A 25,797-nucleotide genomic window follows, 5' to 3' on the forward strand; every position below is an offset into this window, starting at 1 on the left:
TTCTTTACTGTCACCTGTAACCTACCACCTTCTTAACTCTTAACTCCCTTTACTATTGCTCCAACAATTTCATCCGCTGCCACCAACGATTTAGGGGATAATAGACTACAGGTGCCCACAGACTACTAAGAATGGCAGAGGCTAGGGCGACACGCTGATAATATGTCCAAATATCTGTGACTTTGCGATCGCCTATCAAAGTTAATTGCAACCCAAAGATAGTTTCTGCCAAAGCTGCCATAACAAATACAATTACAGCAATCGAAATAAAATCTTCTTCGATAAAACGCTGTTTCTGGAGCAGACCAGTTAAAATTCCCACTATACCTAAACTGAGGGCATGAGTAGGGTTAGGTGATGTCATTGAATCTTGAAGTAGCCCCAGAACTATACCTGCCAATGCTCCGGCAAATACGCTGCGCTTCACGCTCCAAGCTACCACCCAAATTAACAGCCAGTTAGGGCCAATTCCCAATAATTCCATACCTGGCAAGCGGGTTGGCAATAACAGTAAACATAACAGTACAGAACTAGCCGTCACTATCCAACCCAACAACTTACGTACACCGGGATGCCAACGAGAAAGTGGCTGGATTTGGAATTTCGATTTTCGCTCTGACGATTTTGGCTTTTTCTGCCTGCTACTACCAAATGCAGGAATCTTCATTTTTCTATGGATTTTTTCAAAGAATTTACTTAGACTTTTGCGGCACTTGATTGGCCGACTCTTGGTTTTCTGGCTTTGGATAAACAGCTACCCAATCGAGAGAGCGGATTGGTGGAAAAAGCTCAATCTTCGCCACTGATGCCGGAAGTTTCTTTAAATCCAGCGATTTGATTCGTCCTACTGCCAAGCCAGATGGAAATTTCTGACTATAAGTAGATGTGGAAACTAAATCTCCTACCTTGGCATTTGGGACTTTTTCATAAAACTCCAGCACTGCTTCAGCAGAAGAATCTCCTCGCAAAACGCCTTTAGCTGCCGTCCGGCTAACTGATACACCCACTTGACTTTTGAGGTCGCTGATTAACAACACGCGGCTAGTATTGGGAGTTACACTCTCCACCAAACCCACCAATCCGCCCTCTGCCTTGACTATGAAGCCTTCCTGAATCCCCGCATTCGCACCGCGATTCAGGGTAACTTGTTGCCACCATTGGTCAGCACTACGTCCTACCACCCGTGCTGGGACTGGTCGTGATGCTAATGGCTCTTTTTCCACATAGCCTAATAAATCTTGTAGCTTTGTCTTTTGACTTTCCAAATCTACTATACGGGTTTGCAATTCCAGTATCCGGGCATCTCTGAGACGCTCTTCTGGAGTTGGCCCTGACTGTAACATCTCTAACGGACGAGTAATTGCCTGGTATGTCTCAAGCACCAGCTCACCTTGAGTCTGTCGCACCATCCAAGCGCTACCAACTACTAAAGCTAACAACCCGATTTGTAACCCTTTACGATCCCACCAACGCCGTATTGTAACCATATATACCTTTCTATACTTAATAAATTAAGTTCTACTTGGATTCTATTTATATAGAACCCAAATAGAACTCAAATAGAACTCAAGTCTGATATTTTTTTTTGCTACATATTGCGAGAGCTTTCGGTGACAACTCGTTCCAACTGTTTAAAGTTTTCTAACACACGACCTGTTCCCAACACAACACAGCTCAAAGGATCGGCAGCAATGTGGGTAATAATCCCTGTTTCATGGCTAATGAGGGTATCTATGCCTTTAAGCAAAGCACCACCACCAGCTAACATAATCCCTCTGTCAATAATGTCTGCCGCCAGTTCTGGCGGTGTGCGTTCCAATGTTCGCTTCACAGCTTCTATAATTACTGACAGTGGTTCCAACATACTTTCACGGATTTCCGGCCCTTTGATTGTCACAGTTCGCGGTAAACCAGAAAGCAGATGTAACCCTCGGACTTCCATCATGGCGTCATTATCATCACTAGTCGGATAGGCAGAACCCATCCGAATCTTGATTTCCTCGGCAGTACGTTCGCCAATGACTAAATTATGAACTTTCTTAATATATTGAACGATCGCTTCAGTCAGTTCATCTCCAGCAATGCGTACTGATTCGCTGATCACGGTACCTTGAAGACTCAGCACCGCAACTTCTGTTGTCCCACCACCAATATCGATGATCATGTTGCCTGTAGCTTCGGCAACAGGTAGTCCTGCACCAATGGCCGCAGCTACAGGCTCATCGATTAAATACACTTTTCTTGCTCCTGCTTGGTGAGCTGCATCCATCACAGCTCGCCTTTCTACTCCTGTGACGCCACTGGGAATACCAATGACAATCCTGGGTAAAATTAAAGATCTGCCTTCATTTACACGCTGAATAAAGCTTTTCAGCATCAGCTCGGCTATCTCGAAATCAGCGATTACACCATCACGCAAGGGGCGGAGGGCAATCACATTTCCAGGTGTGCGACCGAGCATTTTTTTGGCTTCTTCTCCCACTGCTAGCGCTACCTTTTCGTTGACATCAATAGCAACTACAGAAGGCTCTTGCAGTACAATACCTTTACCAGATACATAAACGAGAGTGTTAGCAGTACCGAGGTCGATACCCATATCCCATGATGTGCGAAAGTTCCTAAAAATACCCACGCGTCTCTAAGCCCCCTATGTGCGATACTTCTTGACTACAACGGTAAGAGTTAATCGTGCTTGATTCGATTACGTTTGTATCCCGAGTTCAGAAAACTAGACTATATTTTTATATGATTCCCAGGAATATTTAGTATGTCTCAAGCTCCGTACTTTTTGATATTCTCTGGTTAACTTAGTATATCCGTATATTTTTATGTGTTTCTCCAAATAGTGTGTATAATTTTTCAAGTCAACTATATTGTTAACTGTTTAACACATTATTTTCAAGTGTTTCACAATTCGCTATGATAAAAGTCTAAATTAATCAGTACGCCCGTACTAAAAGGTAACGCACATGAGTATCAATGTTGTCACCCTCGTCGGTCGTGTAGGCGGCGACCCAGATATAAAATATTTTGAGTCTGGTAGTGTTAAGTGTAGATTGACACTAGCGGTAAAAAGGCGATCGCGCAACAGCGATCAACCTGACTGGTTCGAGTTGGAACTATGGGGAAAGACAGCAGAGTTTGCAAAAAATTATGTGCAAAAAGGTAAACAAATTGCCGTTAAAGGTTCGTTGAAGTTCGAGGCTTGGAGCGATCGCCAAACAGGAGTTAGCCGCTCTAAACCAGTTATTCTAGTAGACCAAGTAGACTTATTGGGTTCTAGGCAAGATGGAGACGGAGGAACGGGAGATATGTCTCCAGAACATTTTTAATTGGGCATTGGGCATTGATTATTAGTCCTTTGCCTTTACAAATGACAAAGGACTAATGACTAATGACAAATGACTAATAACTAATTTGCAGCGTCACCGATGCTTCTACTTCCTGTTCGCCACCAACAACAGGGGTGGAAGCATCAGCTACCTTTGCAGCCTCAGCCCGTAAAAACATGGGTGGTGGTGGAGGCGCACTGGCATTATTAACTTGAATGCTCACTATCTCTTTGGATTTAAAACCCAAGGCACTGAAAACGGCATCAGCTTGCTGCCGCGCGTCTTGAGTAGCTTCTTTTAATGCTTGCTTTTGAGCAGCCGCGATCGCTTCATCATTCGCAACAAAACTGATACCGTTAATTTGTGTCGCACCGGCTTTCACTGCATCATCCAATAATGTCCCAGCTTGCTCAGTAGGAATTCTAAAACTCACGGTATTATTGGCAGCATAGCCTGTAATCTGCTGCACATTATTGGTGTAGCTGTAAACTGGGTTGAGCCGAATACCAGTAGTTTGTAATTTTTCCACATTTTTGCTCTTGAGAAAGGCAACTACAGCCGATGACCTGCGGGCGGCTTCTTGCTGTACCTGCTCCGCTGTTTTCCCTTGAATCTCTACTCCCAAACTTACCTGCGCCAAGGTTGTAGGAATTGTTTCTACTCCACGACCACTGACACTAAGGGTTCGCCACATTTTATCCTTTTCTTGTGCCAACGCAGGTAGTGCAAAAGTTGTACATACCAGCAAGGCTAAAGGCAGTATTTTCCACAGGTTTCCAGATGAAAACTGAGAACCGGGTAAAGCGGCTCTAATCATAATATTTGCACTCCTCAAAGTATCCACAGATGTTTCTGATAAAGGTATGTAGCAATCTTCTATTGACCGTTGAGAGTCAACAACCACCACAAGTTTTTCACAACTCAAGTGCGATCGCTAGATACGATTTGTATGTTCTTACTTTGACACTGCCATTGTCAAAACCTGAAATGGTTACATTTTTGGAAACTAAAAAAATTACACTAGGCTTTTTGGAGATTTTGTCGTGGCATATTGGCTGCTGAAAACTGAACCGGAAAATTATTCCTACTTCGATTTGGAACGGGAGGGCAGTACGATTTGGGATGGAGTCAACAATCCTCTAGCCCTAAAACATCTACGTACCATGCTCCTTGGTGACTTGGCGTTAATTTATCACACAGGCAAAGAACGGCAAGTCATCGGTTTAGCAGAGATAGTTAGTCAACCCTATATCGATCCAGCACTCAATGACAGCAAACGGGCAGTTGTAGATGTGCGGGGATTACGAAGAGTACGCCAACCCATCACTCTAGCCCAAATCAAACAGGACAATAAATTTACAGATTTTGACTTGCTACGACTTCCAAGACTGTCTGTAGTCCCCGTTTGGGAAGTCTACTGGCAGCGCTTGATTGAGTTGACAAATGGCACAAATTAAGATTTTAAAGCTGCCAATTGCGCCACCATTGATAGATGTTTTTCAGAAACGCGTCAGAATCAAAGAGAAGGATTTCCAAAGAACCCAATGCATTTGTTAGATCCAATCAGCTACACTTTTCCTCTGCTGGCCAGCGCAACACAAGCCGCAGACAGTTCAATGGTAGTAGCAGCAGTGCTACTAAGCTTAATAGTCGTTTATCTCGCCAGCAAAGTTGGTGGAGAGTTATCAAACCAGGTGGGTTTACCGCCCGTCTTAGGCGAACTCGTAGGTGGTGTGGTAGTTGGCATCTCTGTTTTCCACCTTTTAGTGTTTCCAGAAGGCGGCACAGACAGTTCTAGCTCTTTGATCGTGTCGTTCCTTCAAACCACAGCTGGTTTAACGCCTGAAGCCACTCCAGCGGTCTTTGCAGCCCAGTCTGAGGTCATTTCCGTTTTGGCAGAATTGGGTGTGATTATTCTGCTGTTTGAAATCGGCTTGGAGTCGAATTTAAAAGACTTAATGGCAGTTGGTATCCAAGCCACTGTTGTAGCAATAGTGGGGGTAGTAGTACCCTTTGCCGCTGGTACTGTGGGACTGATGACTTTATTTGGTATTAGCGCTGTCCCGGCAATTTTTGCTGGGGCGGCTTTGACTGCCACTAGTATTGGTATTACTTCCAAAGTGCTGTCAGAATTGGGGCGGCTCAATTCTAAAGAAGGGCAGATTATTTTGGGTGCTGCCGTAATTGACGACGTTCTGGGAATCATCGTTTTAGCGGTAGTTGCCAGCCTAGCTAAAGATGGCGTGGTGGATGTCAGCAAAGTCATTTATTTGATTATCAGCGCCACTGGTTTTATTTTGGGAGCAATTCTACTAGGTAATGTTTTCAATAAGTCCTTTGTGGCGATCGCTGATAAACTCAAGACACGCGGTGGACTGGTAATACCAGCATTCATCTTCGCTTTTGCTATGGCATACCTTGCCGCCGTCATCCAGTTAGAAGCAATTCTCGGAGCTTTTGCCGCAGGTTTAGTTTTAGAAGAGACAGATAAGCGCAAAGAACTACAAACGCAAGTCTGTCCCATTGCCGATATGTTAGTGCCAATTTTCTTTGTCACTGTTGGGGCAAAAACCGATTTGGGAGTTTTAAACCCAGCAATTCCCGATAATCGAGAAGGTCTAATTATGGCAACTTTCCTGATCGCAGTAGCCATTCTCGGTAAAGTAATCACAGGCTTGAGCGTGTTTGGTCAACCGGGAATTAACCGTTTAGCGATCGGTGTGGGGATGATTCCTAGAGGCGAAGTCGGGCTGGTGTTTGCTGGTGTCGGCGCAGCCAGTGGCGCTCTCTCGAAACCATTAGGAGCGGCAATTATCATGATGGTTATCTTGACAACCTTTTTAGCTCCTCCCTTGTTACGATTTGTATTTCCAGATCCAAAAACCGTGGATGCAGGCTCAGACCAACTGATTTTAGACGGTTCTTCTGGGACTTCGTTGGTAATTGAACCACCTCAGTCGATGGTGCCAACATCAAATGACAGTGGCAATTTGGAAGTAACCCCAGAATCTGGCGATCGCTAATCAAATTCTTAGGTAAATGCTTACTGAGTTCTGAGCACAAATTACTCAGAACTCAGGACTCTGAATTCAGTACTATCACCGTGCTTTTAAGATTTTACGATTGCTTAGTGGAAACTTCTATTCCCAAATTTGCGTCCCGTGTGATTGTAGAATAATCGTTTGTTTATAATTTCTACCAGCATTCGGAATGTTATTTATTTCTAATCACTCTTCTTGGCTTGTAGGCCTTTATCTGAATATTTTCCAGGTAATTAGGGAGTAATACCCATAAATTTTGCTAGATCGTTTGACAGTAATGGGAATTATTTAGTTAGTGCATTGATGGCAACAAACAAAAAACAGTTATCAGTGAACGGTTATCAGTTATTAGTTTTCTAGGTTCCTTATGAGTCAGAGTTACTACCTCTAAAGGTGGAAAATTTCACATGGGGATTTAGACCCAATATGAAACCCATAACTGATTTAAGCGTGTCTTTATACCAGCTTAAAAAATCAAAAAAGGCATCAAAGGTCAAGTTTAGGTGGTGACGGTGTGATGATTTACCAATGAGTTGAGATATTGACGGCTCGCGTGAACGTGAATTAGGAGAAAGGACTGTGAAATTACACTGGTTGCTACCCAGCACTATTGGAACTATCTTCATGCTCTCGTCGCCGGTAATGGCTGCGAGGCTTGAATCTTGGCGCTTTGATGCCAATCAAAACAGGCTGGAAATTAATACTGTGGGAGCAGTTCAACCCCAGGCACAACTAATTTTCAACCCGACTCGGCTGGTAATTGATTTGCCAGGAACCACGTTTGGGCGTCCGCAGCTAACCCAACAAGTGGGCAGTGGAATTCGCTCGATCCGTGTTGGGCAGTTTGATACAGAAACAACACGTATAGTTGTCGAACTGGCTCCTGGTTATACTTTAGACCCCAAACGAGTGCAATTTGTTGGTACAACTGGCGATCGCTGGACAGTGCAATTGCCTAGACCAGAAGTCGAGAAAGTTGCTTCATCACCCAGAAGCGCTTACAGTGTAGTCACTCCAGACTCTGAACCTCAACCTGCGATTTCAAGGGTTGCCACTACTACACGAGGGGCGACTCAAATTGAAAACTTACAAGTAACAGGCGATGGGTTGTTCATCCGCACCAGCGGTGGTAATCCTCCGATTCAGGTAATTCGCAGCCGCGATCGCACCGCTATCTTTATGGATATTTCTGGTGCATCTTTATCACCACGTCTAACCCAACAAAATAAAATATCTGTTAACAAACATGGTGTTAGTCGCGTCGAATTTACCCAATTACAAACCCAACCTCCTGGCGTCCGCCTGACTTTGCGGGTAGATAAAAATAGCCCAGACTGGCGAGCAACTAATAGTAACGGCGATGGTTTGGTAGTTCTACCTAGTCGCGTTGTCAGATTGCCTGGAAGTAATAATTTGGGCAATCAGTCAGAATCGGCTTCTTTTCCCACTACACCATCTGCCAACAACTCGCCAGCAACAATTGAGTCTGTGCAACTGGCTGATAATGGCACACAATTGCTAATTAGAGGCGACCAAACTTTATCTGCCACTGGAATCTGGGATAGATCCTCTGGTTTGTTCCGTGTCACAATTACTAATGCTAAATTAGCTCCCAGAGTTACAGGCCCTACTTTTGCTGCCAATAGCCCCATTCTTCGGGTACGTCTGCAACCCCAAGGAAGCAACACTGTCGTTGTGTTAGTTCAACCAGCAGCCGGAGTGCAAATTGGGCAACCAAAGCAAATCGGCGACCAGCTTTTAGCTTTACCAATACAAGGCTCTCGGCGAGTTGTCGCCCTGCCCGGAAGACCACCCTTTGCTTTGCCTGGACTACCACCGCCAAACCGCGGCCCTTTCCCAGATCCAAACAATCCCAATCCCCTGCCCTCAGTTCAACCACAACGCCGAGTTAGCAATGGGCGAGTGGTAGTCATCATTGACCCCGGACATGGCGGTAAAGACTCTGGAGCAGTTGGTATTGGGGGTGCACGCGAAAAGGATGTTATCTTGCCTATTGGTAAGAAACTCGCTCAGATTTTGCAGCAAAATGGCGTACAAGTAATTATGACGCGAGATTCTGACTATTTTGTTACCCTTCCGGGACGGGTGCAATTAGCAGAGAGAGCTAATGCTGATGTGTTTGTGAGCATCCACGCTAATTCGGCAGGTGCGAGTCGTCCCGATGTTAATGGCTTGGAAACGTATTATTACGACAGTGGTTTGGGTTTAGCTCGCACTGTCCATAGCAGTATTCTCCAAAGCCTGAATATCAGAGACAGGGGAGTGCGGCGAGCCAGATTTTATGTCCTCAGAAAAAGTTCTATGCCCTCCATTCTCGTGGAAACGGGTTATATGACTGGTCGGCAGGATATGGCTAGGCTCAGAACTTCAGCTTACCAAAATCAAATGGCAGAAGCGATCGCTCGTGGTGTCCTTCAGTATCTAAAGAGAAGATAAGTAATTTAGTCGAAATTATTGAGTAAATACATCTAATCTTTACCATTTTTATCCAATTTAGTAGTAAAACAATTTAAGTATTCTTGCGGCGGGACAAGAGTAGCTTCTTTGTTATTGTCATCTGATGCTTTGCAAGTCAAATTTATCTGAGCTAATGGATGGCATGGCAAAATCAAAGGAGCGTGCTATATTTTACGCCATTAGCTGTGTCTTAATAACAGCGCAAAACTCAAGTGTGGTCGGTGACGGTGTGAGGATTTGCCAATATGTTGAGATGTTGACGGCTCCCATGAATGTGAATCAGGAGAAAGGACTGTGAAATTACACTGGTTACTATCCAGTACTATTGGAACTATCTTCATGCTATCGTCGCCGGCAATGGCCACGAAACTTGAATCTTGGCGTTTTGATGCTAATCAAAACAAGCTAGAAATTAATACTTTAGGGAATGTTCAACCCCAAGCACAATTAATTTTTAACCCCACTCGGCTAGTAATTGATTTGCCAGGAACCACATTTGGGCGTCCGCAGCTAACCCAACAGGTGGGTGGTGCAATTCGTTCTATCCGTGTTGGGCAGTTTGACGAGCAAACAACGCGCATAGTCGTTGAATTGACTGCTGGTTATACTCTTGACCCCAAACGAGTGCAATTTGTAGCTACAACTGGCGATCGCTGGACAGTACAATTACCCACGCCAGAAGCCGAAAATGTCCCCTCAATAAATACTGGGGGGCAACAAGAACAAGCTATAGCAACAGAAACTTCACCGAAAACACCTCCACCAGTCTTCTCCCCAAGAAATATTTACAATGTAGTTACAGCAAGCCCTGTCAATCCACCTAAAAACGGAATGATGGTCGCCAGGGTTACTCAAATTGAGAACTTACAAGTCACAGGGGATGGTTTTTTCATCCGCACCAACGGTGGTAATCCTCAAATTCAAGTAAATCGTAGCAACGATCTAAGAGCAATTAACATCGATATTACTGGTGCTACTTTATCACCAAGTCTAGAGCAGCGGGATTTGCCGATTAATCGCTATGGTGTCAGCCGTATCCAGTTCACCCAACTGCAAACCAGCCCATCTATTGTTCGCCTAACTTTACAGGTGAACGAAAATAGTCCAAATTGGCGAGCAACCACTAGCAGTGTTGGTGGTTTTGTGGTTATACCCAGTCGTGGCGTTGCCCAGTTACCTGGAGGTAACAGTCCACGCCCTATACCATCTGCTAACGCCTCACCTGCTACCATTCAGTCTGTGGAACTGGCTAATAATGGCACACAACTGCTGATTAGAGCCGACCAAACTTTATCTGCTACAGGAGGCTGGGATAGAACCTCTGGCCTGTTCCGCATCACTATCAACAATGCTCAGTTAGCTCCGAAAGTTACAGGCCCTACTTTTAATGCTAATAGCCCTATCCTGCGAGTCCGCCTGCAACCAAAACAACCCAATACTGTCACCGTCTTGGTTCAACCAGCAGCCGGAGTGCAAATTGGGGAACTCAACCAGGTTGGCGACCAGCTTTTGGCTTTAGAATTACAACGCGCTGGTAGCATTACACCGCCCATTCTTTTACCTCCCCTACCATCAATAAACCAAGGACAATTCCCAAACCCCACAGATAATCCCCGTCCAATCTCCCAAACACAACCACGCCCCTCAGTTCCCAGAGGCAAATTGCTAGTAGTTCTTGACCCAGGACATGGTGGAAAAGACTCAGGTGCTCCTGGTTTGGGCGGATTGTTAGAAAAGGATGTAATTCTGCCTATTGGTAAAAGGGTCGCAGCAATTTTAGAGCAAAATGGTGTACAAGCGGTGCTAACGCGGGATGCTGACTTTTTCGTAGAACTTCAGGGACGGGTAGACATTGCCGAGCGAGTTAATGCGACTTTGTTTGTCAGCATTCACGCTAATTCTGTTGATAATCGCCCTGATGTCAATGGGTTAGAAGTATATTATTACGACAGCGGTTATGGTCTAGCTGAAGTAGTTCGCAAGAGCATCCTCCAGAATATCGGTACTATCAAAGACCGGGGAACCCGCAAAGCCAGATTCTACGTTCTCAGGAAAAGCTCCATGCCTTCCATTTTAGTGGAAACAGGCTATATGACTGGTTACGAGGATAATCCTAGATTAGGAACACGAGAGTATCAAAATCGGATGGCAGAAGCGATCGCTCGCGGCATCTTAAAATACTTACAGCAGAGGTAATATAGTACAAATTACTATTTAAAGAGGTAGTATTTAAACTTCTTTTACGTGCAGAATTTAGTGGTCAATTTGGAGATTCTCTGCTAGATTCTGTATTTTAAATCCAAAAACTTAACTCAATATCTGCCTGTGTATTCTTCTTCCATCTTTGAAGGGAATCTTGACGATTTTTCCGAGCAAGAACCCCAGCGTGCCCCAATTGGCATCTTTGATAGTGGTGTGGGTGGACTGACTGTACTGCGACAACTATATCGGCAACTCCCCAATGAATCAATTGTTTACTTTGGGGATACAGCTCGACTTCCTTACGGAATTCGCTCACAATCAGAAATTTTACAATTTACGCGTGAAATTCTTACCTGGCTACAACAGCAGCAGGTAAAAATGGTGATTATGGCTTGCAACACCAGTTCTGCCCTAGCCCTAGAAACTGTGCGTCAAGAATTCAGCATACCCATTTTGGGAGTAATCTTGCCGGGTGCAAAAGCTGCGGTGCAGCAAGGAAGACGTATTGGTGTAATTGCTACTCCAGCTACAGCCAAGAGTAATGCTTATAAGCACGCCATACTTGAAATTGCTCCTGATGTCCAAGTCTGGCAAGTTGGATGTCCAGAGTTTGTGCCACTCATTGAGCAAAATCGCATTCATGACCCCTATACTGCTGAAGTAGCACGAGCCTACTTAGAGCCTTTATTAGAGCAGGAAATTGACACCTTAGTCCACGGCTGTACCCATTATCCCCACCTTACACCTGTATTGCGATCGCTTCTCCCCTCTCAAGTCCAACTGGTCGATCCAGCTGTTCATGTTGTGGCAGCTTGCGCCCAAGAGCTAGACTTACTAGGCTTAAGAAATACTCACCTCCCACTGCCTACTCGCTTCGCTGTCAGCGGTTGTCCGCAACAGTTTTCCCAGTCAGGAGTGCAGTGGCTAGGCTATACGCCAATGGTTGAAGAGGTTTGCTTCACTGATACTGCTATTTCCCAACTCTAATAAAACTAATTTGTCCTTATACCATTTCTTTGTGAGGTTGCGCCAAACCTTCTTGACTTCTTATTTCTTTGTTTGTGCCTTTGTGGTAGCCTATAGCAAGCCGCTTTCGGTCTTCGTTCCTCATAAGTTTGGGCCGTCTTCATACAGAATTGGTATTAGTCCTTAGTCCTTTAACCAAAACAAATGACCAAGGACAAAGGACAAATGACAAATGACTATTGACTATTAACTGCTTGAGTCACCTTTGCCCTTACTGATATTTCCTGCTTGTGTTTTCCTTCGGTAGATGGAGGGAAATTTGCAGTAACAGTCTTTGTACCCGTTCGCTTCGCCAGTGCTAATAACAGGTAGACTGTGAATAAATATCCAGACGCTAAAATAAAAATCATCATAGGTATACTTCCGTAAATCATTGTTCTACTAGCACCCTTCTAAACGAATATAAAATTCCATAAAATTAGTAGAACCTCAGCCAAGCAAGTGCATTCTTGATGGCTGTAGTTTCCTATGGTAAAATTACCTATAGAGAGATAATTCTCTACGGACAAAGAATTTATTATCTAATGCAATGCGACTTCTTGCAGACCATAGACCTCACAGCAGTTAGGTTGCCGTTTAGCAATCTAAAACTACGATTCTCAGCGGTCTACTCGATCTGCTTTATTTTCGCTCAAACTGCTGTAAAAAGAGCCATGCTGGCGCTCAACGTGCGCTGAAGACGTGTAGCTGCTTCCCATAGGGATATGGCATAGCTCCAAACCAGAAGTTTCGCTTATCGTAGGCAAAATAAAAGGAATAATTCCTCTAATCTAAGCTACGACTAGTTATTTTAGACTCACATTCCCAACTCAGTAAAATCAACTAGTAGGTGACCTACTTTTGGGGTGTGAATATCTGAAAAATTTAAAATTCCTATATTTTAGCGTAACACAACGACCCTGAATTTTGAGCTTACTCGACTGCTAAATTTCAAATTTTTTGAATAGCTACACTTCAGTCCTGGAGAAATTTAGTCTTACCCATTAGCGACAAATCCACACCCTATCTATTTTGTCAATAAGTAATATTGCTTAAACTATGTTTTGCTCTGTGTCGGGAAAGCTGTACGGAGAAAGTAATTAACATAATTTAAGCTGATATTTTTTCCCATCTACTGAAAATTCATATTTTAAGTTATTTTAAAGCCGGAATTTTCATAAGATAAGCATAATTGCTTATTGATAAACGTGCCAGTAAGCTTAATTATCTACCGATAGACTCATGAATTATGAGATTACTTTATGAAAATTTTGCGCTGGCACAGGGTTATCTTAAAATGAGTATAGGATATGTAAACTTTCGTAACCTAAGTCAGAGTCCGCCCATCCATGACCCCAGCCACCTCCATGTTTAACCCTGTGGAAGCAGACCTGCGACTACTAGCAGATAACCTAAAACAGCTAGTTGGAAACCGCCACCCCATTCTGTTTGCAGCAGCCGAACATTTATTCGGAGCTGGGGGAAAGCGTATCAGACCAGCAATTGTCTTGTTAATATCGCGGGCAACAATGTTAGAGCAAGACATTACACCACGTCATCGCCGCCTAGCTGAGATTACAGAAATGATTCACACAGCAAGCTTGGTACATGACGATGTGGTAGATGAATCAGACGTGCGGCGAGGCGTTCCTACCGTTCATAGTGTGTTCGGCAACCGCATTGCCATATTAGCAGGAGATTTTCTCTTTGCCCAATCGTCCTGGTATTTAGCAAACTTGGACAATTTGGAGGTGGTGAAACTGCTTTCAGAAGTGATTATGGATCTGGCTACTGGGGAAATCCAGCAGGGACTGAATCGTTTTGATGGTGGCATCTCTATTGAAACTTACCTCCAAAAGAGTTATTACAAAACAGCTTCATTAATCGCCAACAGTTCTAAAGCTGCTGGGTTACTCAGCGAAGTCTCGCGAGAAACTGTTGAGCATATGTATAGCTACGGTCGTCATTTTGGTATAGCGTTTCAAATTGTTGACGACATTCTAGATTTCACCAGTACAACAGATACCTTGGGTAAACCAGTGGGTTCGGATCTTAAAAGTGGTAATCTGACTGCACCCGTTTTATTTGCTTTAGCCGAAAAACCATCCTTAGAAGTGCTGATTGACCGAGAGTTTGCTCAAGAAGGGGATTTAGAGCAAGCACTGGAATTAATTCAAGATAGTCAAGGTATACAGCAGGCACGAGATTTAGCTGCTCACCATGCTAAGTTAGCGATTGAACATCTTGCAGTTCTCCCAGCCTCAGAATCTCATCAGGCATTGATTAACATAGCTGAGTACACACTAAGTCGCCTCTATTAAATCAGTTAATAGGTAAAAAATCGGGTTTTAGATGCCAAGCGAAACCTACCATCTGTTTTTAGATGGGGTAATTTGGCTTAATGGTAAGCTAAATTTTGAAAAATGTTCGCTGATAACTGTTTGTTAACTGATTTTAGATTAGGCAGAAAGTTAAACCGATCGCCTGGTTCTTTAAAGAACTAAAAGGGTAGTAACTGGAATTAATTTCTTTCCATTAAAAACTTTTTCAAACGAATTTGAGATTTAAAAATTTGGATGTGGGATTGTAGCTAAACAACCCCACATCCAAATTTTTTCTATGCAATATCAGGGGGTATCTGTTTAGGCGATCGCTGTTGTCGTAACTGTTTCTGCATCAGTTTTTCTAGGTCAGTTCGCCGAACTTCAACGGTATGAGTGGTCTTACCCGGCGTCTCCAAAAAAACGATACTATCTACGGGTTCTAATGCCACCAGTTGGAACAAAATATGGGTGACAGGAATAATTTTAGCTAGCATTTGAGGGTCAAGCCCAGCAGGGGAAATTAGAGAGACATCCTGTATGGTAGGAAAAGCGTAAACCACACGCTTTTCCAATCCTGGATTAGCACGATTGCTCAATGTAGTTAGAACCCAGCTTGATTCCGAATTTTGGAGAATATAGTACTGGGAGTAGCGTAATTTTTGAGCGATCGCTCTAAGGGCAGGAGCAATTGCTGCAATCAGATTTGGTGTTATACCATCGCGGGGTGCATTGTCAATCAGCAATTGAATTTGTGCTTCTAAATCCATAATGACTTGTATACGGCTCCTGGGTAATGGCAATAACATCTATCAAGTGCGAACAATCCCATCAAAGTTGGGAATAATAAAATCAGCCATATCCTAAATCTAGGATTGGTCTGCGTTTAGCTTATACGTAAAACCAAAAAAGCCAATACCCACAGTCCTACAGGTTGTATTTAAGTAAGTTAGGGTCTTTTGAAAACCGAGACTATGAATTCAGCCGCAACCGCAACTATTCCATCTGCAACTATTCTGGGAGAAAATTCTACAGGCGTGGAGGCGATCTTTCAACTCCTGTCCAAGGAGTTTCAGCAGTCAACTAAAGCTTCGGAACAGAACTGCCACGATGTAGCAACACGTATTACTACCGAAGTCTACCGGATTTGTCATGAAAGCAAACGTATTCAAGCTTCTGGATCTGTAGAAAGCTCGGCAATGAGCCTGGCTCGGCATCGGCTGCAACAGTGTCTCAGGTACTATCAGTTGGGTTCAAATCGGGGCAGGGTAGAATTACACAGTACTCTGAGTGCAATTATTTATCGATATATTAATCCCCCTCAGAGGCAATTGAGCTACCAAGGGCGGCTGACTATAATTGAAGATTTCCTCCAAAGTTTTTATCTGGAGGCATTGAACGCTTTCCGGCGAGAAAATCAACTCGGTGCAACTTATCGCCCTCAGACGCTTTTAGAATTGTCTGAGTATATGGCATTTACCGAGCGCTACGGCAAGCGACGCATTCCCTTACCAGGTCGGCAGCAGCAGCTAATTATTCTGCGGGCGCAAACTTTTTCCCAACAGCAGCCCCCGGAAACCAGCGTAGACATAGAACAAGCCGCAGAAGGCAGCAATAATGAAGCCGACGGTTCTTGGGAAGAACCAGCAGTGCATCAATTGCGTTCCACAATGGCAACGCAAGCCGAACCCGAACCCGAAGAAGACACCTTGCGCTCTGTTGTCGTTACGGAATTAATGAATTATCTCGAACAACGGCAACAATCTGACTGCGCTGATTACTTTTCCCTCCGCCTCCAGGATCTATCAGCACAGGAAATTGAGTCGGTTTTAGGTTTAACCCCGCGTCAGAGAGATTATTTGCAGCAGCGCTTTAAGTATCATTTGATTCGGTTTGCCTTGTTACACCGTTGGGAATTGGTTCACGAATGGCTGGAAGCTTCTTTACACACCAATTTGGGCTTAACTCCCCAGCAATGGCAAGTATACACAGCACAGCTGGACAATAAGCAACGGTCTTTATTAGAGTTGAAACAACAAGGACAAGCCGATGAAAAAATAGCAAAAACTTTAGGGCTGTCAATGGCACAACTTCAAAAACGGTGGTTTAAGATTCTTGAGCAAGCTTGGGAAATTCGTAACTCATTAGTGTCCGGATCGGGTGCATCTACTCATGAATAGTGACTCAGAATCCTTACAATCTCAGTGTCTCGATTGGTTATTGACAGATAATGTCAAAAATAACGAGCAATCGGTAGAATGCGAGGAAAATGACGGGGTAGAAAACCTCCTCAAGGAAGCCACTGCTTCAAAAAGCAGTGAGTCAAAATTGGGAGGAACGCCCCAGGCCTTTCAACTGGGAGAAATTCCTACTGTGCAAGATCGTTTCCAAGCCGTCCTTAAGCGTCGGTTACAAGTCCAAATCCAAGACCACCCACCGTTGTTTCCCTGGGAAACACAATTAATCGACTATCCCGATTTTGTTGACGAGCCGTCAATGACACTCGTTCCTAGCTGGGGGTGGATGGCACAACAGGCGAAGCTAAACCTGCCGCATCCCTTGCCGGAGAGAGTTTTCCGGCAATTGCTAGAACAGTGTCAGGCGTTGGTGACATCTTCTGTACCGCTGGGGGCAAAATTAGTTCAGGTAGTGGAGAACTTTTTTCCCAACGAGTCTCAAGCATTAAACGACATAGCTGGATTGGTGCTAAGAAGCACCTATCGTTCTGTAAATACTCTGGAGACAATACCTAATATTCAGAGCGATTACTCGGATTTACAACCGCGTCAACAGATGGCTTTGTCGTTACTAGCAGCTAAACAACTGCTAGAAAATTTGACTCTACCACTTTCTGCAACTAGTCCAGTGGTAGAAAGACAATGGTTAACTAGTGTCGGTACTTTGAACATTAGAGTAGAGTATCAGTCTGTAGGTAAACTTACGAAGTTACTTGTTCAGGCTGAGTTACCTGTTAAAGGAACTTTGACACTGCGGGGAAGTGGCACCTTAGCAATGACAACATCTTCGACTTCGGGAGACCTAAGTGTAGAGTTAGGCTGCGAGCAACTTAACCCAATTTATACTCTGGAAATTGAGTTTCCAGAAATAGACCAACAGTCGTTGTTGTTTGTCATTAGTCCGACAATTTAGTTTAAATTGCCACCGCTAGCACACTACGTCGATATATATTAAGAAGATTTTCCTGGTTTTGAAGCTTATCCTATTTTTCAACAAACGGTCATTAGGGTGTCTACAAGAAGCAGTTATTACAAAGACACAGGGACACAGGGACACGGAGACACGGAGAAAGTATTTAATAATTCTCCGCGTCCCCGCGTCTTTTTCCCTCTTTGTGTTTACCCGTGTCCATCATTTTTTTAACACAGTAGTAGGGTAGTCAATTACCTCCCCTGCATTGTGTCCATCGCATCTACATCATTGCTTCAATTAGACTCAAATGTTTAACTTATCCAGGATAAATCGGTTTTGGCGTCTCCCTGTAGATAATTTCTGGCGACAAAATCCGCAGAAGTCGTCTTTGCCAGAAGTGGAAGATTCAATTTCCTTGCGGGTGCTGGTACTAGCGTTGGTTATTTTAGGAATTGTGGCGACGGATATCGCCGCCGAGACTTCATTCAGCCTTTGGGCGTTACCCCTAAGTCTAGTGGGTACGATTTGGAGTTATTATCGTCGCCACGATCGCAATGTTGCAGTTAAGTTCTGCATCGCCATCGGAATGTTAGTAGCACTGGGTGCTTTCTTTGGGCGATTAGTGGGAGAGTTAAATGATACGCGGTTGGGTTTGGCAGAGTTATTAATTCAACTCCAGGTGCTGCATAGCTTTGATACACCCCGCCGGAAAAATTTGGGCTATTCGATTGTCATAGGACTGATTTTATTGGGTGTGGCGGCAACGCTGAGTCAGACTTTAGCATTTGCGCCGGTGCTGCTGTTATTTTTAGCGATCGCTCTGCCAACTTTAGTATTAGATTATCGCTCGCGCTTGGGTTTGCAGCCATTAAAAACTCAAAAGGAAAAATTCAATCAGAAGAATTCCTCAAGTCTAAATTTTAAATTTTTAATTCTAACTTTTTTACTAATTGTCGGTCTAGGGCTGGCAATTTTTGCTGTTTTACCTAGATTCCCTGGTTATCAGTTACGAACTTTTCCTGTAAGTTCTGCTATTCAAGTAAAAGGCAGTTTCACAGGACGTAGCATCATTAATCCCGGTTATGTCCGCCAAGGTAAAGGTAAGAATCAAGGCAGTGGTACAGGACAAAATCAAACTGGTCAACCAGGTAAAGTAGATAACAACTTTTATTATGGTTTTAATAGCCAAATGAACCAAAACTTGCGGGGCGAGATGAAACCCAAGGTGGTAATGCGGGTGCGATCGCAAGCTGAGGGTTTTTGGCGAGTACTAGGATTTGACCGTTATACAGGTAAGGGATGGGAGGTTTCTCGGAATGAAGATGTTACGACTGTTAGACGATCGCCTTGGTCTTATCAAATTTTTCTTTCCCCATCTGTACTCACTGGTAAAAAACAAGAGGTAGTACAAACTTATACAGTGGTGTCGGATTTGCCTAATCTAATTCCAGCGATGACTTATCCCAAGGAAATTTACTTTCCGACACCAATAATTGCTGTTGATAAAGAAGACGGATTGCGATCGCCTGTAGAATTATCACAAGGACTGACTTACACAGTAGTTTCCGAAGTACCATACCGCGATCGCACTTTGTTAGGTAAAGCTTCTACTACATATCCGCAATATATTAAAAAGTATTATCTGCAAATTCCTCCCGAAATTGCCGAAAAAGTCCGGCAACGCACCGAAGAAATCCTCGCCAACTACAATCGAGAAGGAGTTACAAAGTCTTCTAAAAGCCTGGATTCACCTTATGAAAAGGCTCTCTACTTAGCTCAATACCTGAAGCAGCGCTACTCTATTCCCCAAAATCCTTTAGAATTGCCTTATTTGAGTGAAAAAGAAGACTTGGTAGAAACTTTTTTGTTCAAGCAAAAAGGAGGCTATCCAGACCACTTCTCTACAGTTCTCACGGTAATGTTGCGTTCTATTGGCATCCCAGCGCGGTTGGTAGCAGGGTTTAGTGCAGGAGAATTTAATCCCTTTACAGGGCTGTATGTTGTCCGTAATACTGACGCATACGCGATGACGGAAGTGTATTTTCCTAAATATGGTTGGTTTGCTTTTGACCCCATTCCCAATCATCCTCTGATTCCCCCATCTATTGAAGACACTCAGACTTTTAGTGTGTTGCGCCAGTTGTGGCACTGGGTTGCTGGATGGTTGCCCTCTCCAGTGACAGGTTTGTTGAATAATGTATTTGGGACAATATTGAGTTGGGTAATTAGAGCGATCGCTTGGTTTTTAGCTTTATTCTCCCAAGGTTGGTTTGGTGTATTGACTGGCTTAGTTGTGGGGACTACAACAGCTTTCTTAAGTTGGCTGGGTTGGGAACAGTGGCGAAAGTGGCGCAATCGTCGATGGTTAAAGAAATTGCCAGCAATGGAGAGCCTTTATCAACAAATGCTGCAATGGACAACCCAAAAAGGTTTAGGCAAACATCCAGCACAGACACCTTTAGAGTATGCCAGAGTCTCATACCAGCATCATGCTCTAGCAACTGCTGAGGTTATAGATGAAATTTGTCAAGCCTATGTTGGCTGGCGCTATGGCGAGCTTACGCCTAATTTGCAGCGACTGCGAGAGAGATGGCAAGCTTTGAAAAAAGCTGCTAAGTGATTCAAAATTTTGTTCGCTTATTTCAAGGCGTACTCTCAATACGGTTCGGATAAGCTTTTTTGATGACACGCCGCTAATCGCAAAGACGCGATAAATCGCCGTCTCTACAAAGGACTGATTCTTGTAAAGACGGCGATTTATCGCGTCTCTTGCCTTAACCGAAATGTATTGGGCGTACTCTCACATTTGGAATATTCTCTATTTCCACCAGATGTCTATTAGCTGTTATTTTGGATTTCGTCTAACTTGGCACGCACTGCCTGAATATCCTGCCACATCAACCATTTCGGCGCACCTCTTTCTTTAGAAGGATTACGCAACAAGTAAGAAGGATGAAAAATTGGCATACATAAACGCCCTTCCCACTCCAGCCACTGTCCGCGAATTTTCGTAATTCCCCGCTTATCGCCTGTGATGCCTTTGACAGCAGTTGCACCTGTTAACAGGATTATTTTGGGGTCAACTAGGCGAATTTGTTCTAGTAAGTAGGGTAAACAAGCTGCTACTTCTACAGGAGTGGGAACTCTATTATCTGGTGGACGACATTTATTGATATTGGCGATGTATACATCTTGCTCAGTAGTCAGATTCACAGATGCCAAAATTTTCTCCAGCAATTGCCCCGATCTGCCTACAAATGGTAAGCCGGTTTCGTCTTCATTTTGACCAGGTGCTTCCCCTATAACCATTATTGGTGCTTTGAGATTGCCGCGTCCGACGACAGCATGAGTTCGAGTGTCTCCCAATGCACAACGGTGGCAGCTATTGCAATGCTGCGCCAACTCCGTGATGTCAGAATAAGTTCCGGGAGCGATCGCAATTTTAGCGTCTGTAGGAATCAGTTCTCGTTGGTTAAGGGTTGAGTCGTCGAAGAGGCTGAGTTGGGTTTCGCTGCTCATGAAAATTAGGATTTTGGCATCAGCACCATCTGTTTTATCTGAGTTAAATACTGCTTTGGTTGGAGATTTATCAGAATCAATAGACTTTTGCTGAATACTTAGTTATTTATACAAATCTTATTGTATCAGTTAATTTGAGACAAAATTCAGTCATGATAAAAGCAGTGCCGTCCTAAGATGCTGGGGGAAACCATGTCACATACCCCGCTTTTCGCCGATCGCACCCATGCTGGTGAGGAATTGGCGCGAGTGATTCATGATATTTTAACTCAGCAAGCTATTGATTCTGGAGTAAAGCCTGTACCAATTGTTTATGCTTTGCCAAGAGGGGGTGTACCAGTAGCATCACCAATAGCACGTCTTTTGAATTGTCCCTTGACAATCGTCGTAGCGAAAAAGATTAGCCATCCAGAAAACCCAGAGTTAGCAATTGGTGCAGTCACTACTTTTGGAAATGTTCTTTGGAGCGATCAAAAGCTATTGCGCCCTAAACATGATGTCCGGTGGCGAGAAGTAGCTTTAAATAAAGCGATAAAGCTTGCTAAGTCTCTTGAGGCTCAATTAATTCCTGCTTGTCCGCAGGTGAATGCAGAGGATGCTACGCTCATCTTAGTTGATGATGGCATTGCTACAGGTATGACAATAGCGGTAGCGGCAATTGCCATGAAAGCGCTTTCTCCAGCAGCAGTTTGGCTATGTACTCCAGTCGCGCCACCAAAATTGCTACCCTGGTTAGAACAGTGGGGCGATCGCACAATTGTTTTGGAAACACCAGAACCCTTCTGGAGTGTAAGTAATTTTTACACGGAATTTCCCCAAGTAGATACATTAGAAGTTCTCGTATATCTCCAGCAACAATAGATAATGGGCAAAATCGACCTATGCGAGTAATTTTAATTTTTAATTTTTAATTTTTGAATTGTTTCCCTGTCTTGCTTTTTAACTATTTGGAGATGTTCCCTGCTGGTATTGCATAGCTTTGGCATAATCACCTAAGGCGTAGCAAGCGACTCTCAAACTAGCAAGAGCTTGTTCTTCACTGCGGTGGTCTTTAATATTCCTAGCTAACAGCAAACGTTCTTCATAATATGTAATTGCTTTGTTATAGTCACCCAAAGCTTCACAAGCAACACCTAAACTACCTAAAGACTGTTCTTGGCTACGCTTGTCTTCAATTTCTTTGGCTAATTGCAACCGTTCTTCATAATACTTAATAGCTTTAGGATAATTACCTAAAGCATAACAAGCATTTCCCAGATTCTTTAGCACCTGAGAAGCACTGCGAACATTTTTTAAGGAGCGTGCTAGTACTACACACTGCTCATAATAAGCGATCGCTTTTGGGTAATTGTCCAAAGCATACCAAGCATTACCCAAATTCTTGAGTACCTGTTCCTCACCCCAGTTATCTTTGAGTTCTCGCACAATTTCTAGGCTTTGCTGCTGATACTCTATTGCCTGTGTAAAGTTGCCTAAAGCTTTATACACTAATCCCAAATTATTTAGTGCTGCTACTTGACTGCGTTTGTCTTGCAGTTGCTGCGTTATCTTTAAGCACTTTTCCAGAAACTCAATTGCCTTTTTATGGTCATTTAGGTGACGGTATGCATTCCCTAAATGGGAAAGTGCTTGCATTTGCACTGCTAAATCTGAGGTGTCCTTGACTAAAGATAAACACTGATGGGAGTAGGAGATAGCGCCTTTGTAGTCTCCTGCACTGTAAGTTACCAATCCTAAAAAAGAAAGTACCTGTGCCTGTTTTTGTAAATCCCCGACTGACTGAAACAGCCCTAAAGACTGTTGTAAAGACTTCATTGCCGCGATTAATTCACCAGCTTGCTGCTGTTGAATTCCTTGCCGTAATAACTTGGATGCTTCCGATGAATGGTCATCACTTTCCTGTGGAGGTAGTATTTCTGCTTGTGAACCAGAGTCAAATTCATGGGTAATTGTATTACGCTTCACTAGTTTTAAGTATGTTGTGGGTAATTGCAGGGGAAATGTATTTTTCGATCTGTTATTCGATTCGCCTTTAGACATCAACCCCTTTCTGTTAAGTCTGGTGGTAAATCTAGTGTTCCCAAAACCAGGATGTATCTTTCATCAGGCTGGTTTACCACAGCCTAAATTTAGCAGGGGTGAGAGTTTCTCGTGAAGCGATCGCTTCGCTTTTGAATCGTCGATCGCGGCTTTCAGATTACCACTAATGAAGAGTAATAACTATAGTTGTTACTTAGCCAATAGAAAACTTTCAAATATAAATACGTTTTTAGACCGCACAGTGTAAATCCTGTGAAGAATTGCTGCTTTTAAGCTACTCAACAAGAATGTAAAGTTTAGGCTAGTGTGTTTTTGGTGTCTTTAAAACTAGGAGATATCAAAATATTTTTTCAAGACAAGTACTACTAGAAATTTGAGCCTATTAATATCTTAGTTTCACGCCTTTAATTGCTTGTCTCTACTTCAATTTCGATTGTAAGAGTCGATATTGGAGCAAGCATTCATAGCAAGAATATTATTTAACAGTTCTATTATCAACATCTACGATCTATGGTGCAGAATCTCTCGCACCTCCATTAAAATTTTTCCTAGCATGTTTTTACCACTGCCATCAGCTCCGCAACCCCAGTAAAAATCTATGGGCGAGTTTTCAACAATTTCTGCATTGTCTGTAGAAAGTAAGATATCCCTGATATCTGTATGAGTTTGAAATTTACATAGCACAGCTTGCCGCATGATGTCGTCTTTAACTTGTTCCCAATCTTTACGTAGGGGACGGGTTCTCTCACGCCCCATTTTTGCCGCATCTTTAGGTGTTTTAACTAAGCGGATTTTTTCAAGATGAGGTGTACCCACAAACTTTTGTGCTTGAAAGTAGTGTTCGCTAGTTGGCCAATACAATCCGTCTAATTCAAAGCCGTGCGGCGAAAAGTTAGAGAAACAACCATATTCTTCACGAGTGCTATAAAAGTAGATTGTCATAGAAGTTGATAAGCTGTTTCACATACCGTTTGCATATCTAAATTTAATCAAATTATTGTAAAATGGGCATCTTGCCCATGCTAATTATACAAATTAAAGCTGGAACAGCTTTTTATATTACGTAACATAGTTTAATTTATTCTTGCCTACTTACTTAGTTGTAGGAGTTTACTGAAGTTAAGATAAGGAATATTAATAATTAATCCTCCCTTTCTTCCTGAAAAGTGGCACTGTGTCCCCTATTTCTGAGATTACTTGGGAGGATATTCAAGAGATAAATGTCACTAATCTACAAGTATTAATTATTGACTCAATTTAAACGCACCTCAGAAAAGTTAGGTGTTGATTCAACCAACAGCTACAGAGATATTTGCCACAGAGCCATTATTTAAGATAGGCTGGCGGGTTTTCAAGTCAAATTTGAAGCCATGTGGCAAAATATGAAGCATTGCTCCGCAAATCGCTAAAGACTCATCCTTCAAAATTTCGTCCATATTGTTGTACGTAGCCTCTGATTCATCAACAATCGTAACCGCACCTTCACCAATAATTTCAATTTGGTTATCTGTCACGACCATAGCGGTATTCTCGTCAATACCGAATCCTAAAACAGCAGGCTGTAGTATCAAAGCTGAAATTAAGCGTCCCAAGCGTCCGCGCTGGGAAAAATGCTGGTCAATTACCACTCCTGGTAGAAAACCAAGACCAGGGCCCATTTCAACAGTTTCAATCCGAGGATGTGTTTCTGAGTCGCCTTCCACAATCATTACATCTGGCATCACGGCAGCTCCGGCGCTTGTGCCTCCGATAACTACACCTTCAGAGAACCGTTGATGAATTGCCGCATCTATTTCGGTGTCCTTGAGGATACTGGTGATGCGAGCTTGATCTCCCCCAGTAAAAAATACCCCAGTTGCTTTATGAATTGCTTCCAATGCGGTAGATGAGGATGCATCTTCGCGGGTTTCTGTATCAATAATGCGAGCATTTTCGGCTCCCAGGCGCTCAAATACTCTAATATAATTTTCTCCCACTTCTCTAGGTAATTCTGTCGCTGCCGTCATAATTACAATATACGCCTTCGTGCCCCCAGCGCGTCGCACAAAGTCACGCAAAATTTGGCAATCTCCTTCCTTATCTTCTGCTCCCCCAATAATTACCAACTGCCGTTTGATATTAGTTTCCACCATGATGACCCCTGATTTGAGTTAATAAATTTCACTAAACCATGACAATTCCAACTATCAAATCATCCCTTTGGTAGATTACCTGATAGAAGGTAGGATTAAAATTTCCGATCGCAATTAGACCAAGAGATTTTTCCGAAAAATTATATCCAAAATAATTATCCTCATTAATTTTCGTTGACTTAATAAAATCCACAGCAGCAATTGCCTCTAGAGACATTTTCTAGAGGCATGATTTAATATCTTGCTAATCGCCGATTGACAACTTATCGTGTCGTGCAATTGTGAGTAATTTGTATTAACGCTAGCTGGCTACAATTTGATATCTGATGGTAAGTCCTAATGAATGCGACTTCTGTAAAGCAAGTTAGTTAAGAAAAAACGTGCTTGTTCTAGTGGCAGATGCCTGGGTTTGCCTTGGTAGACAATTTGATACTCATCCATATCCGGGCCATCACCATGCCCAGAGATCAGCTTTTGGTGAAAAGCTTCCTCAGCAAGTTCTCGAATTTCGTCTCTTAGAGCAGCTTGTGTGCTATTCATACTTTGCTGTCTTTTGAATACCGCATATTCTTTTATA

Annotated in this window: 23 protein-coding genes; 11 read left to right on the forward strand and 12 right to left on the reverse strand. The window is 43.2% G+C overall.

The annotated features are described in order from the left end of the window. Positions 1–52: 52 nt before the first annotated feature. The 3 genes from mreD to V7L01_RS13000 form a co-directional block, all read right to left on the reverse strand. The gene (gene mreD / locus V7L01_RS12990; protein WP_335035307.1) at positions 53–667 is read right to left on the reverse strand and encodes a rod shape-determining protein MreD; all 615 of its coding nucleotides are present in this window, start codon (positions 665–667) and stop codon (positions 53–55) included. Positions 668–692: 25 nt separating this feature from the next. Continuing rightward, the gene (gene mreC / locus V7L01_RS12995; protein WP_335035309.1) at positions 693–1,487 is read right to left on the reverse strand and encodes a rod shape-determining protein MreC; all 795 of its coding nucleotides are present in this window, start codon (positions 1,485–1,487) and stop codon (positions 693–695) included. A 101-nt stretch (positions 1,488–1,588) separates the two neighbouring features. Beyond that, positions 1,589–2,596, reverse strand: coding sequence for a rod shape-determining protein (locus V7L01_RS13000; RefSeq protein ID WP_335035311.1), 1,008 nt, complete (start codon positions 2,594–2,596; stop codon positions 1,589–1,591). 373 nt (positions 2,597–2,969) lie between these two features. Between V7L01_RS13000 and V7L01_RS13005 the strand changes: the two genes are divergently transcribed. After that, positions 2,970–3,332, forward strand: coding sequence for a single-stranded DNA-binding protein (locus tag V7L01_RS13005; protein ID WP_335035313.1), 363 nt, complete (start codon positions 2,970–2,972; stop codon positions 3,330–3,332). Between the two features lie 73 nt (positions 3,333–3,405). On the opposite strand, the gene V7L01_RS13010 is transcribed toward V7L01_RS13005, so the two are convergent. Next, entirely contained in the window at positions 3,406–4,149 is a 744-nt protein-coding gene (locus tag V7L01_RS13010; protein WP_335035388.1) for an SIMPL domain-containing protein, read from the reverse strand. Between the two features lie 226 nt (positions 4,150–4,375). On the opposite strand from V7L01_RS13010, the gene V7L01_RS13015 reads away from it, so the two are divergent. From V7L01_RS13015 to murI, 5 genes are all read left to right on the forward strand, one after another. Continuing rightward, positions 4,376–4,789 (forward strand): EVE domain-containing protein, encoded by a 414-nt coding sequence (locus tag V7L01_RS13015; protein ID WP_335035315.1) that lies wholly within the window; start codon positions 4,376–4,378, stop codon positions 4,787–4,789. An 87-nt stretch (positions 4,790–4,876) separates the two neighbouring features. Beyond that, positions 4,877–6,355, forward strand: a complete 1,479-nt coding sequence (locus tag V7L01_RS13020) for a cation:proton antiporter (protein ID WP_335035317.1) — start codon at positions 4,877–4,879, stop codon at positions 6,353–6,355. A 597-nt stretch (positions 6,356–6,952) separates the two neighbouring features. Then, positions 6,953–8,830 carry an N-acetylmuramoyl-L-alanine amidase gene (locus V7L01_RS13025; RefSeq protein WP_335035319.1) on the forward strand — a complete coding sequence of 626 codons (1,878 nt, stop codon included), beginning with the start codon at positions 6,953–6,955 and terminating at the stop codon, positions 8,828–8,830. 315 nt (positions 8,831–9,145) lie between these two features. Next, positions 9,146–11,047 (forward strand): N-acetylmuramoyl-L-alanine amidase, encoded by a 1,902-nt coding sequence (locus tag V7L01_RS13030; RefSeq protein WP_335035321.1) that lies wholly within the window; start codon positions 9,146–9,148, stop codon positions 11,045–11,047. Between the two features lie 129 nt (positions 11,048–11,176). Further along, on the forward strand, positions 11,177–12,040 hold the full coding sequence (gene murI, locus V7L01_RS13035; protein WP_335035323.1) for a glutamate racemase: 864 nt from the start codon (positions 11,177–11,179) through the stop codon (positions 12,038–12,040). Between the two features lie 215 nt (positions 12,041–12,255). Here the strand turns inward: murI and V7L01_RS13040 are convergent, their stop codons facing one another. Beyond that, on the reverse strand, positions 12,256–12,453 hold the full coding sequence (locus V7L01_RS13040) for a hypothetical protein (RefSeq protein ID WP_335035325.1): 198 nt from the start codon (positions 12,451–12,453) through the stop codon (positions 12,256–12,258). A gap of 954 nt (positions 12,454–13,407) precedes the next feature. On the opposite strand from V7L01_RS13040, the gene sds reads away from it, so the two are divergent. Continuing rightward, entirely contained in the window at positions 13,408–14,379 is a 972-nt protein-coding gene (gene sds / locus V7L01_RS13045; protein WP_335035327.1) for a solanesyl diphosphate synthase, read from the forward strand. Between the two features lie 296 nt (positions 14,380–14,675). On the opposite strand, the gene V7L01_RS13050 is transcribed toward sds, so the two are convergent. Beyond that, positions 14,676–15,149 carry a hypothetical protein gene (locus V7L01_RS13050; RefSeq protein ID WP_335035329.1) on the reverse strand — a complete coding sequence of 158 codons (474 nt, stop codon included), beginning with the start codon at positions 15,147–15,149 and terminating at the stop codon, positions 14,676–14,678. A gap of 204 nt (positions 15,150–15,353) precedes the next feature. Here V7L01_RS13050 and hetZ point away from each other — a divergent pair, with 204 nt between their 5' ends. From hetZ to V7L01_RS13065, 3 genes are all read left to right on the forward strand, one after another. Further along, complete coding sequence (gene hetZ, locus V7L01_RS13055) at positions 15,354–16,559, forward strand: heterocyst differentiation protein HetZ (protein ID WP_335035331.1); 1,206 nt, start codon at positions 15,354–15,356, stop codon at positions 16,557–16,559. Continuing rightward, positions 16,552–17,529 carry a PatU gene (locus V7L01_RS13060; protein WP_335035333.1) on the forward strand — a complete coding sequence of 326 codons (978 nt, stop codon included), beginning with the start codon at positions 16,552–16,554 and terminating at the stop codon, positions 17,527–17,529. Before hetZ ends, V7L01_RS13060 begins: the two co-directional genes overlap by 8 nt. Positions 17,530–17,836: 307 nt before the next feature. Beyond that, a complete protein-coding gene (locus V7L01_RS13065; RefSeq protein ID WP_335035335.1) occupies positions 17,837–20,149 on the forward strand; it encodes a transglutaminase TgpA family protein in 2,313 nt (770 codons plus the stop codon). A gap of 218 nt (positions 20,150–20,367) precedes the next feature. Here the strand turns inward: V7L01_RS13065 and V7L01_RS13070 are convergent, their stop codons facing one another. Continuing rightward, entirely contained in the window at positions 20,368–21,048 is a 681-nt protein-coding gene (locus V7L01_RS13070; protein WP_335035337.1) for a uracil-DNA glycosylase, read from the reverse strand. A gap of 192 nt (positions 21,049–21,240) precedes the next feature. On the opposite strand from V7L01_RS13070, the gene V7L01_RS13075 reads away from it, so the two are divergent. After that, entirely contained in the window at positions 21,241–21,909 is a 669-nt protein-coding gene (locus V7L01_RS13075; protein ID WP_335035339.1) for a phosphoribosyltransferase, read from the forward strand. A gap of 78 nt (positions 21,910–21,987) precedes the next feature. On the opposite strand, the gene V7L01_RS13080 is transcribed toward V7L01_RS13075, so the two are convergent. The 5 genes from V7L01_RS13080 to V7L01_RS13100 all read right to left on the reverse strand — a co-directional run bounded on the left by V7L01_RS13080 (position 21,988) and on the right by V7L01_RS13100 (position 25,760). Further along, the gene (locus V7L01_RS13080; RefSeq protein WP_335035341.1) at positions 21,988–23,088 is read right to left on the reverse strand and encodes a tetratricopeptide repeat protein; all 1,101 of its coding nucleotides are present in this window, start codon (positions 23,086–23,088) and stop codon (positions 21,988–21,990) included. A 501-nt stretch (positions 23,089–23,589) separates the two neighbouring features. Continuing rightward, positions 23,590–24,030, reverse strand: coding sequence for an NADAR family protein (locus tag V7L01_RS13085; protein ID WP_335035342.1), 441 nt, complete (start codon positions 24,028–24,030; stop codon positions 23,590–23,592). Positions 24,031–24,377: 347 nt separating this feature from the next. After that, the gene (locus tag V7L01_RS13090; protein ID WP_335035344.1) at positions 24,378–25,220 is read right to left on the reverse strand and encodes a cyanophycinase; all 843 of its coding nucleotides are present in this window, start codon (positions 25,218–25,220) and stop codon (positions 24,378–24,380) included. A 31-nt stretch (positions 25,221–25,251) separates the two neighbouring features. Beyond that, entirely contained in the window at positions 25,252–25,437 is a 186-nt protein-coding gene (locus tag V7L01_RS13095; RefSeq protein ID WP_335035346.1) for a hypothetical protein, read from the reverse strand. Positions 25,438–25,556: 119 nt separating this feature from the next. Further along, positions 25,557–25,760, reverse strand: a complete 204-nt coding sequence (locus V7L01_RS13100) for a hypothetical protein (RefSeq protein WP_335035348.1) — start codon at positions 25,758–25,760, stop codon at positions 25,557–25,559. Positions 25,761–25,797 lie beyond the last annotated feature (37 nt).

The sequence above is a fragment of the Nostoc sp. genome (assembly GCF_036917095.1).
Classification (GTDB): domain Bacteria; phylum Cyanobacteriota; class Cyanobacteriia; order Cyanobacteriales; family Nostocaceae; genus Nostoc.

Excerpts from the sequence above, each read along its gene's own strand:
- V7L01_RS13075 (WP_335035339.1), top strand. The coding sequence starts at position 21,241 with ATGTCACATACCCCGCTTTTCGCCGATCGCACCCATGCTGGTGAGGAA.
- V7L01_RS13080 (WP_335035341.1), bottom strand. The coding sequence starts at position 23,088 with ATGTCTAAAGGCGAATCGAATAACAGATCGAAAAATACATTTCCCCTG.
- mreC (WP_335035309.1), bottom strand. The coding sequence starts at position 1,487 with ATGGTTACAATACGGCGTTGGTGGGATCGTAAAGGGTTACAAATCGGG.
- V7L01_RS13070 (WP_335035337.1), bottom strand. The coding sequence starts at position 21,048 with ATGAGCAGCGAAACCCAACTCAGCCTCTTCGACGACTCAACCCTTAAC.
- V7L01_RS13060 (WP_335035333.1), top strand. The coding sequence starts at position 16,552 with ATGAATAGTGACTCAGAATCCTTACAATCTCAGTGTCTCGATTGGTTA.
- V7L01_RS13090 (WP_335035344.1), bottom strand. The coding sequence starts at position 25,220 with ATGGTGGAAACTAATATCAAACGGCAGTTGGTAATTATTGGGGGAGCA.
- V7L01_RS13005 (WP_335035313.1), top strand. The coding sequence starts at position 2,970 with ATGAGTATCAATGTTGTCACCCTCGTCGGTCGTGTAGGCGGCGACCCA.
- V7L01_RS13020 (WP_335035317.1), top strand. The coding sequence starts at position 4,877 with ATGCATTTGTTAGATCCAATCAGCTACACTTTTCCTCTGCTGGCCAGC.
- V7L01_RS13010 (WP_335035388.1), bottom strand. The coding sequence starts at position 4,149 with ATGATTAGAGCCGCTTTACCCGGTTCTCAGTTTTCATCTGGAAACCTG.
- V7L01_RS13065 (WP_335035335.1), top strand. The coding sequence starts at position 17,837 with ATGTTTAACTTATCCAGGATAAATCGGTTTTGGCGTCTCCCTGTAGAT.
- V7L01_RS13040 (WP_335035325.1), bottom strand. The coding sequence starts at position 12,453 with ATGATTTACGGAAGTATACCTATGATGATTTTTATTTTAGCGTCTGGA.
- V7L01_RS13085 (WP_335035342.1), bottom strand. The coding sequence starts at position 24,030 with ATGACAATCTACTTTTATAGCACTCGTGAAGAATATGGTTGTTTCTCT.
- V7L01_RS13095 (WP_335035346.1), bottom strand. The coding sequence starts at position 25,437 with ATGTCTCTAGAGGCAATTGCTGCTGTGGATTTTATTAAGTCAACGAAA.
- sds (WP_335035327.1), top strand. The coding sequence starts at position 13,408 with ATGACCCCAGCCACCTCCATGTTTAACCCTGTGGAAGCAGACCTGCGA.
- mreD (WP_335035307.1), bottom strand. The coding sequence starts at position 667 with ATGAAGATTCCTGCATTTGGTAGTAGCAGGCAGAAAAAGCCAAAATCG.
- V7L01_RS13050 (WP_335035329.1), bottom strand. The coding sequence starts at position 15,149 with ATGGATTTAGAAGCACAAATTCAATTGCTGATTGACAATGCACCCCGC.
- hetZ (WP_335035331.1), top strand. The coding sequence starts at position 15,354 with ATGAATTCAGCCGCAACCGCAACTATTCCATCTGCAACTATTCTGGGA.
- V7L01_RS13100 (WP_335035348.1), bottom strand. The coding sequence starts at position 25,760 with ATGAATAGCACACAAGCTGCTCTAAGAGACGAAATTCGAGAACTTGCT.
- V7L01_RS13000 (WP_335035311.1), bottom strand. The coding sequence starts at position 2,596 with ATGGGTATCGACCTCGGTACTGCTAACACTCTCGTTTATGTATCTGGT.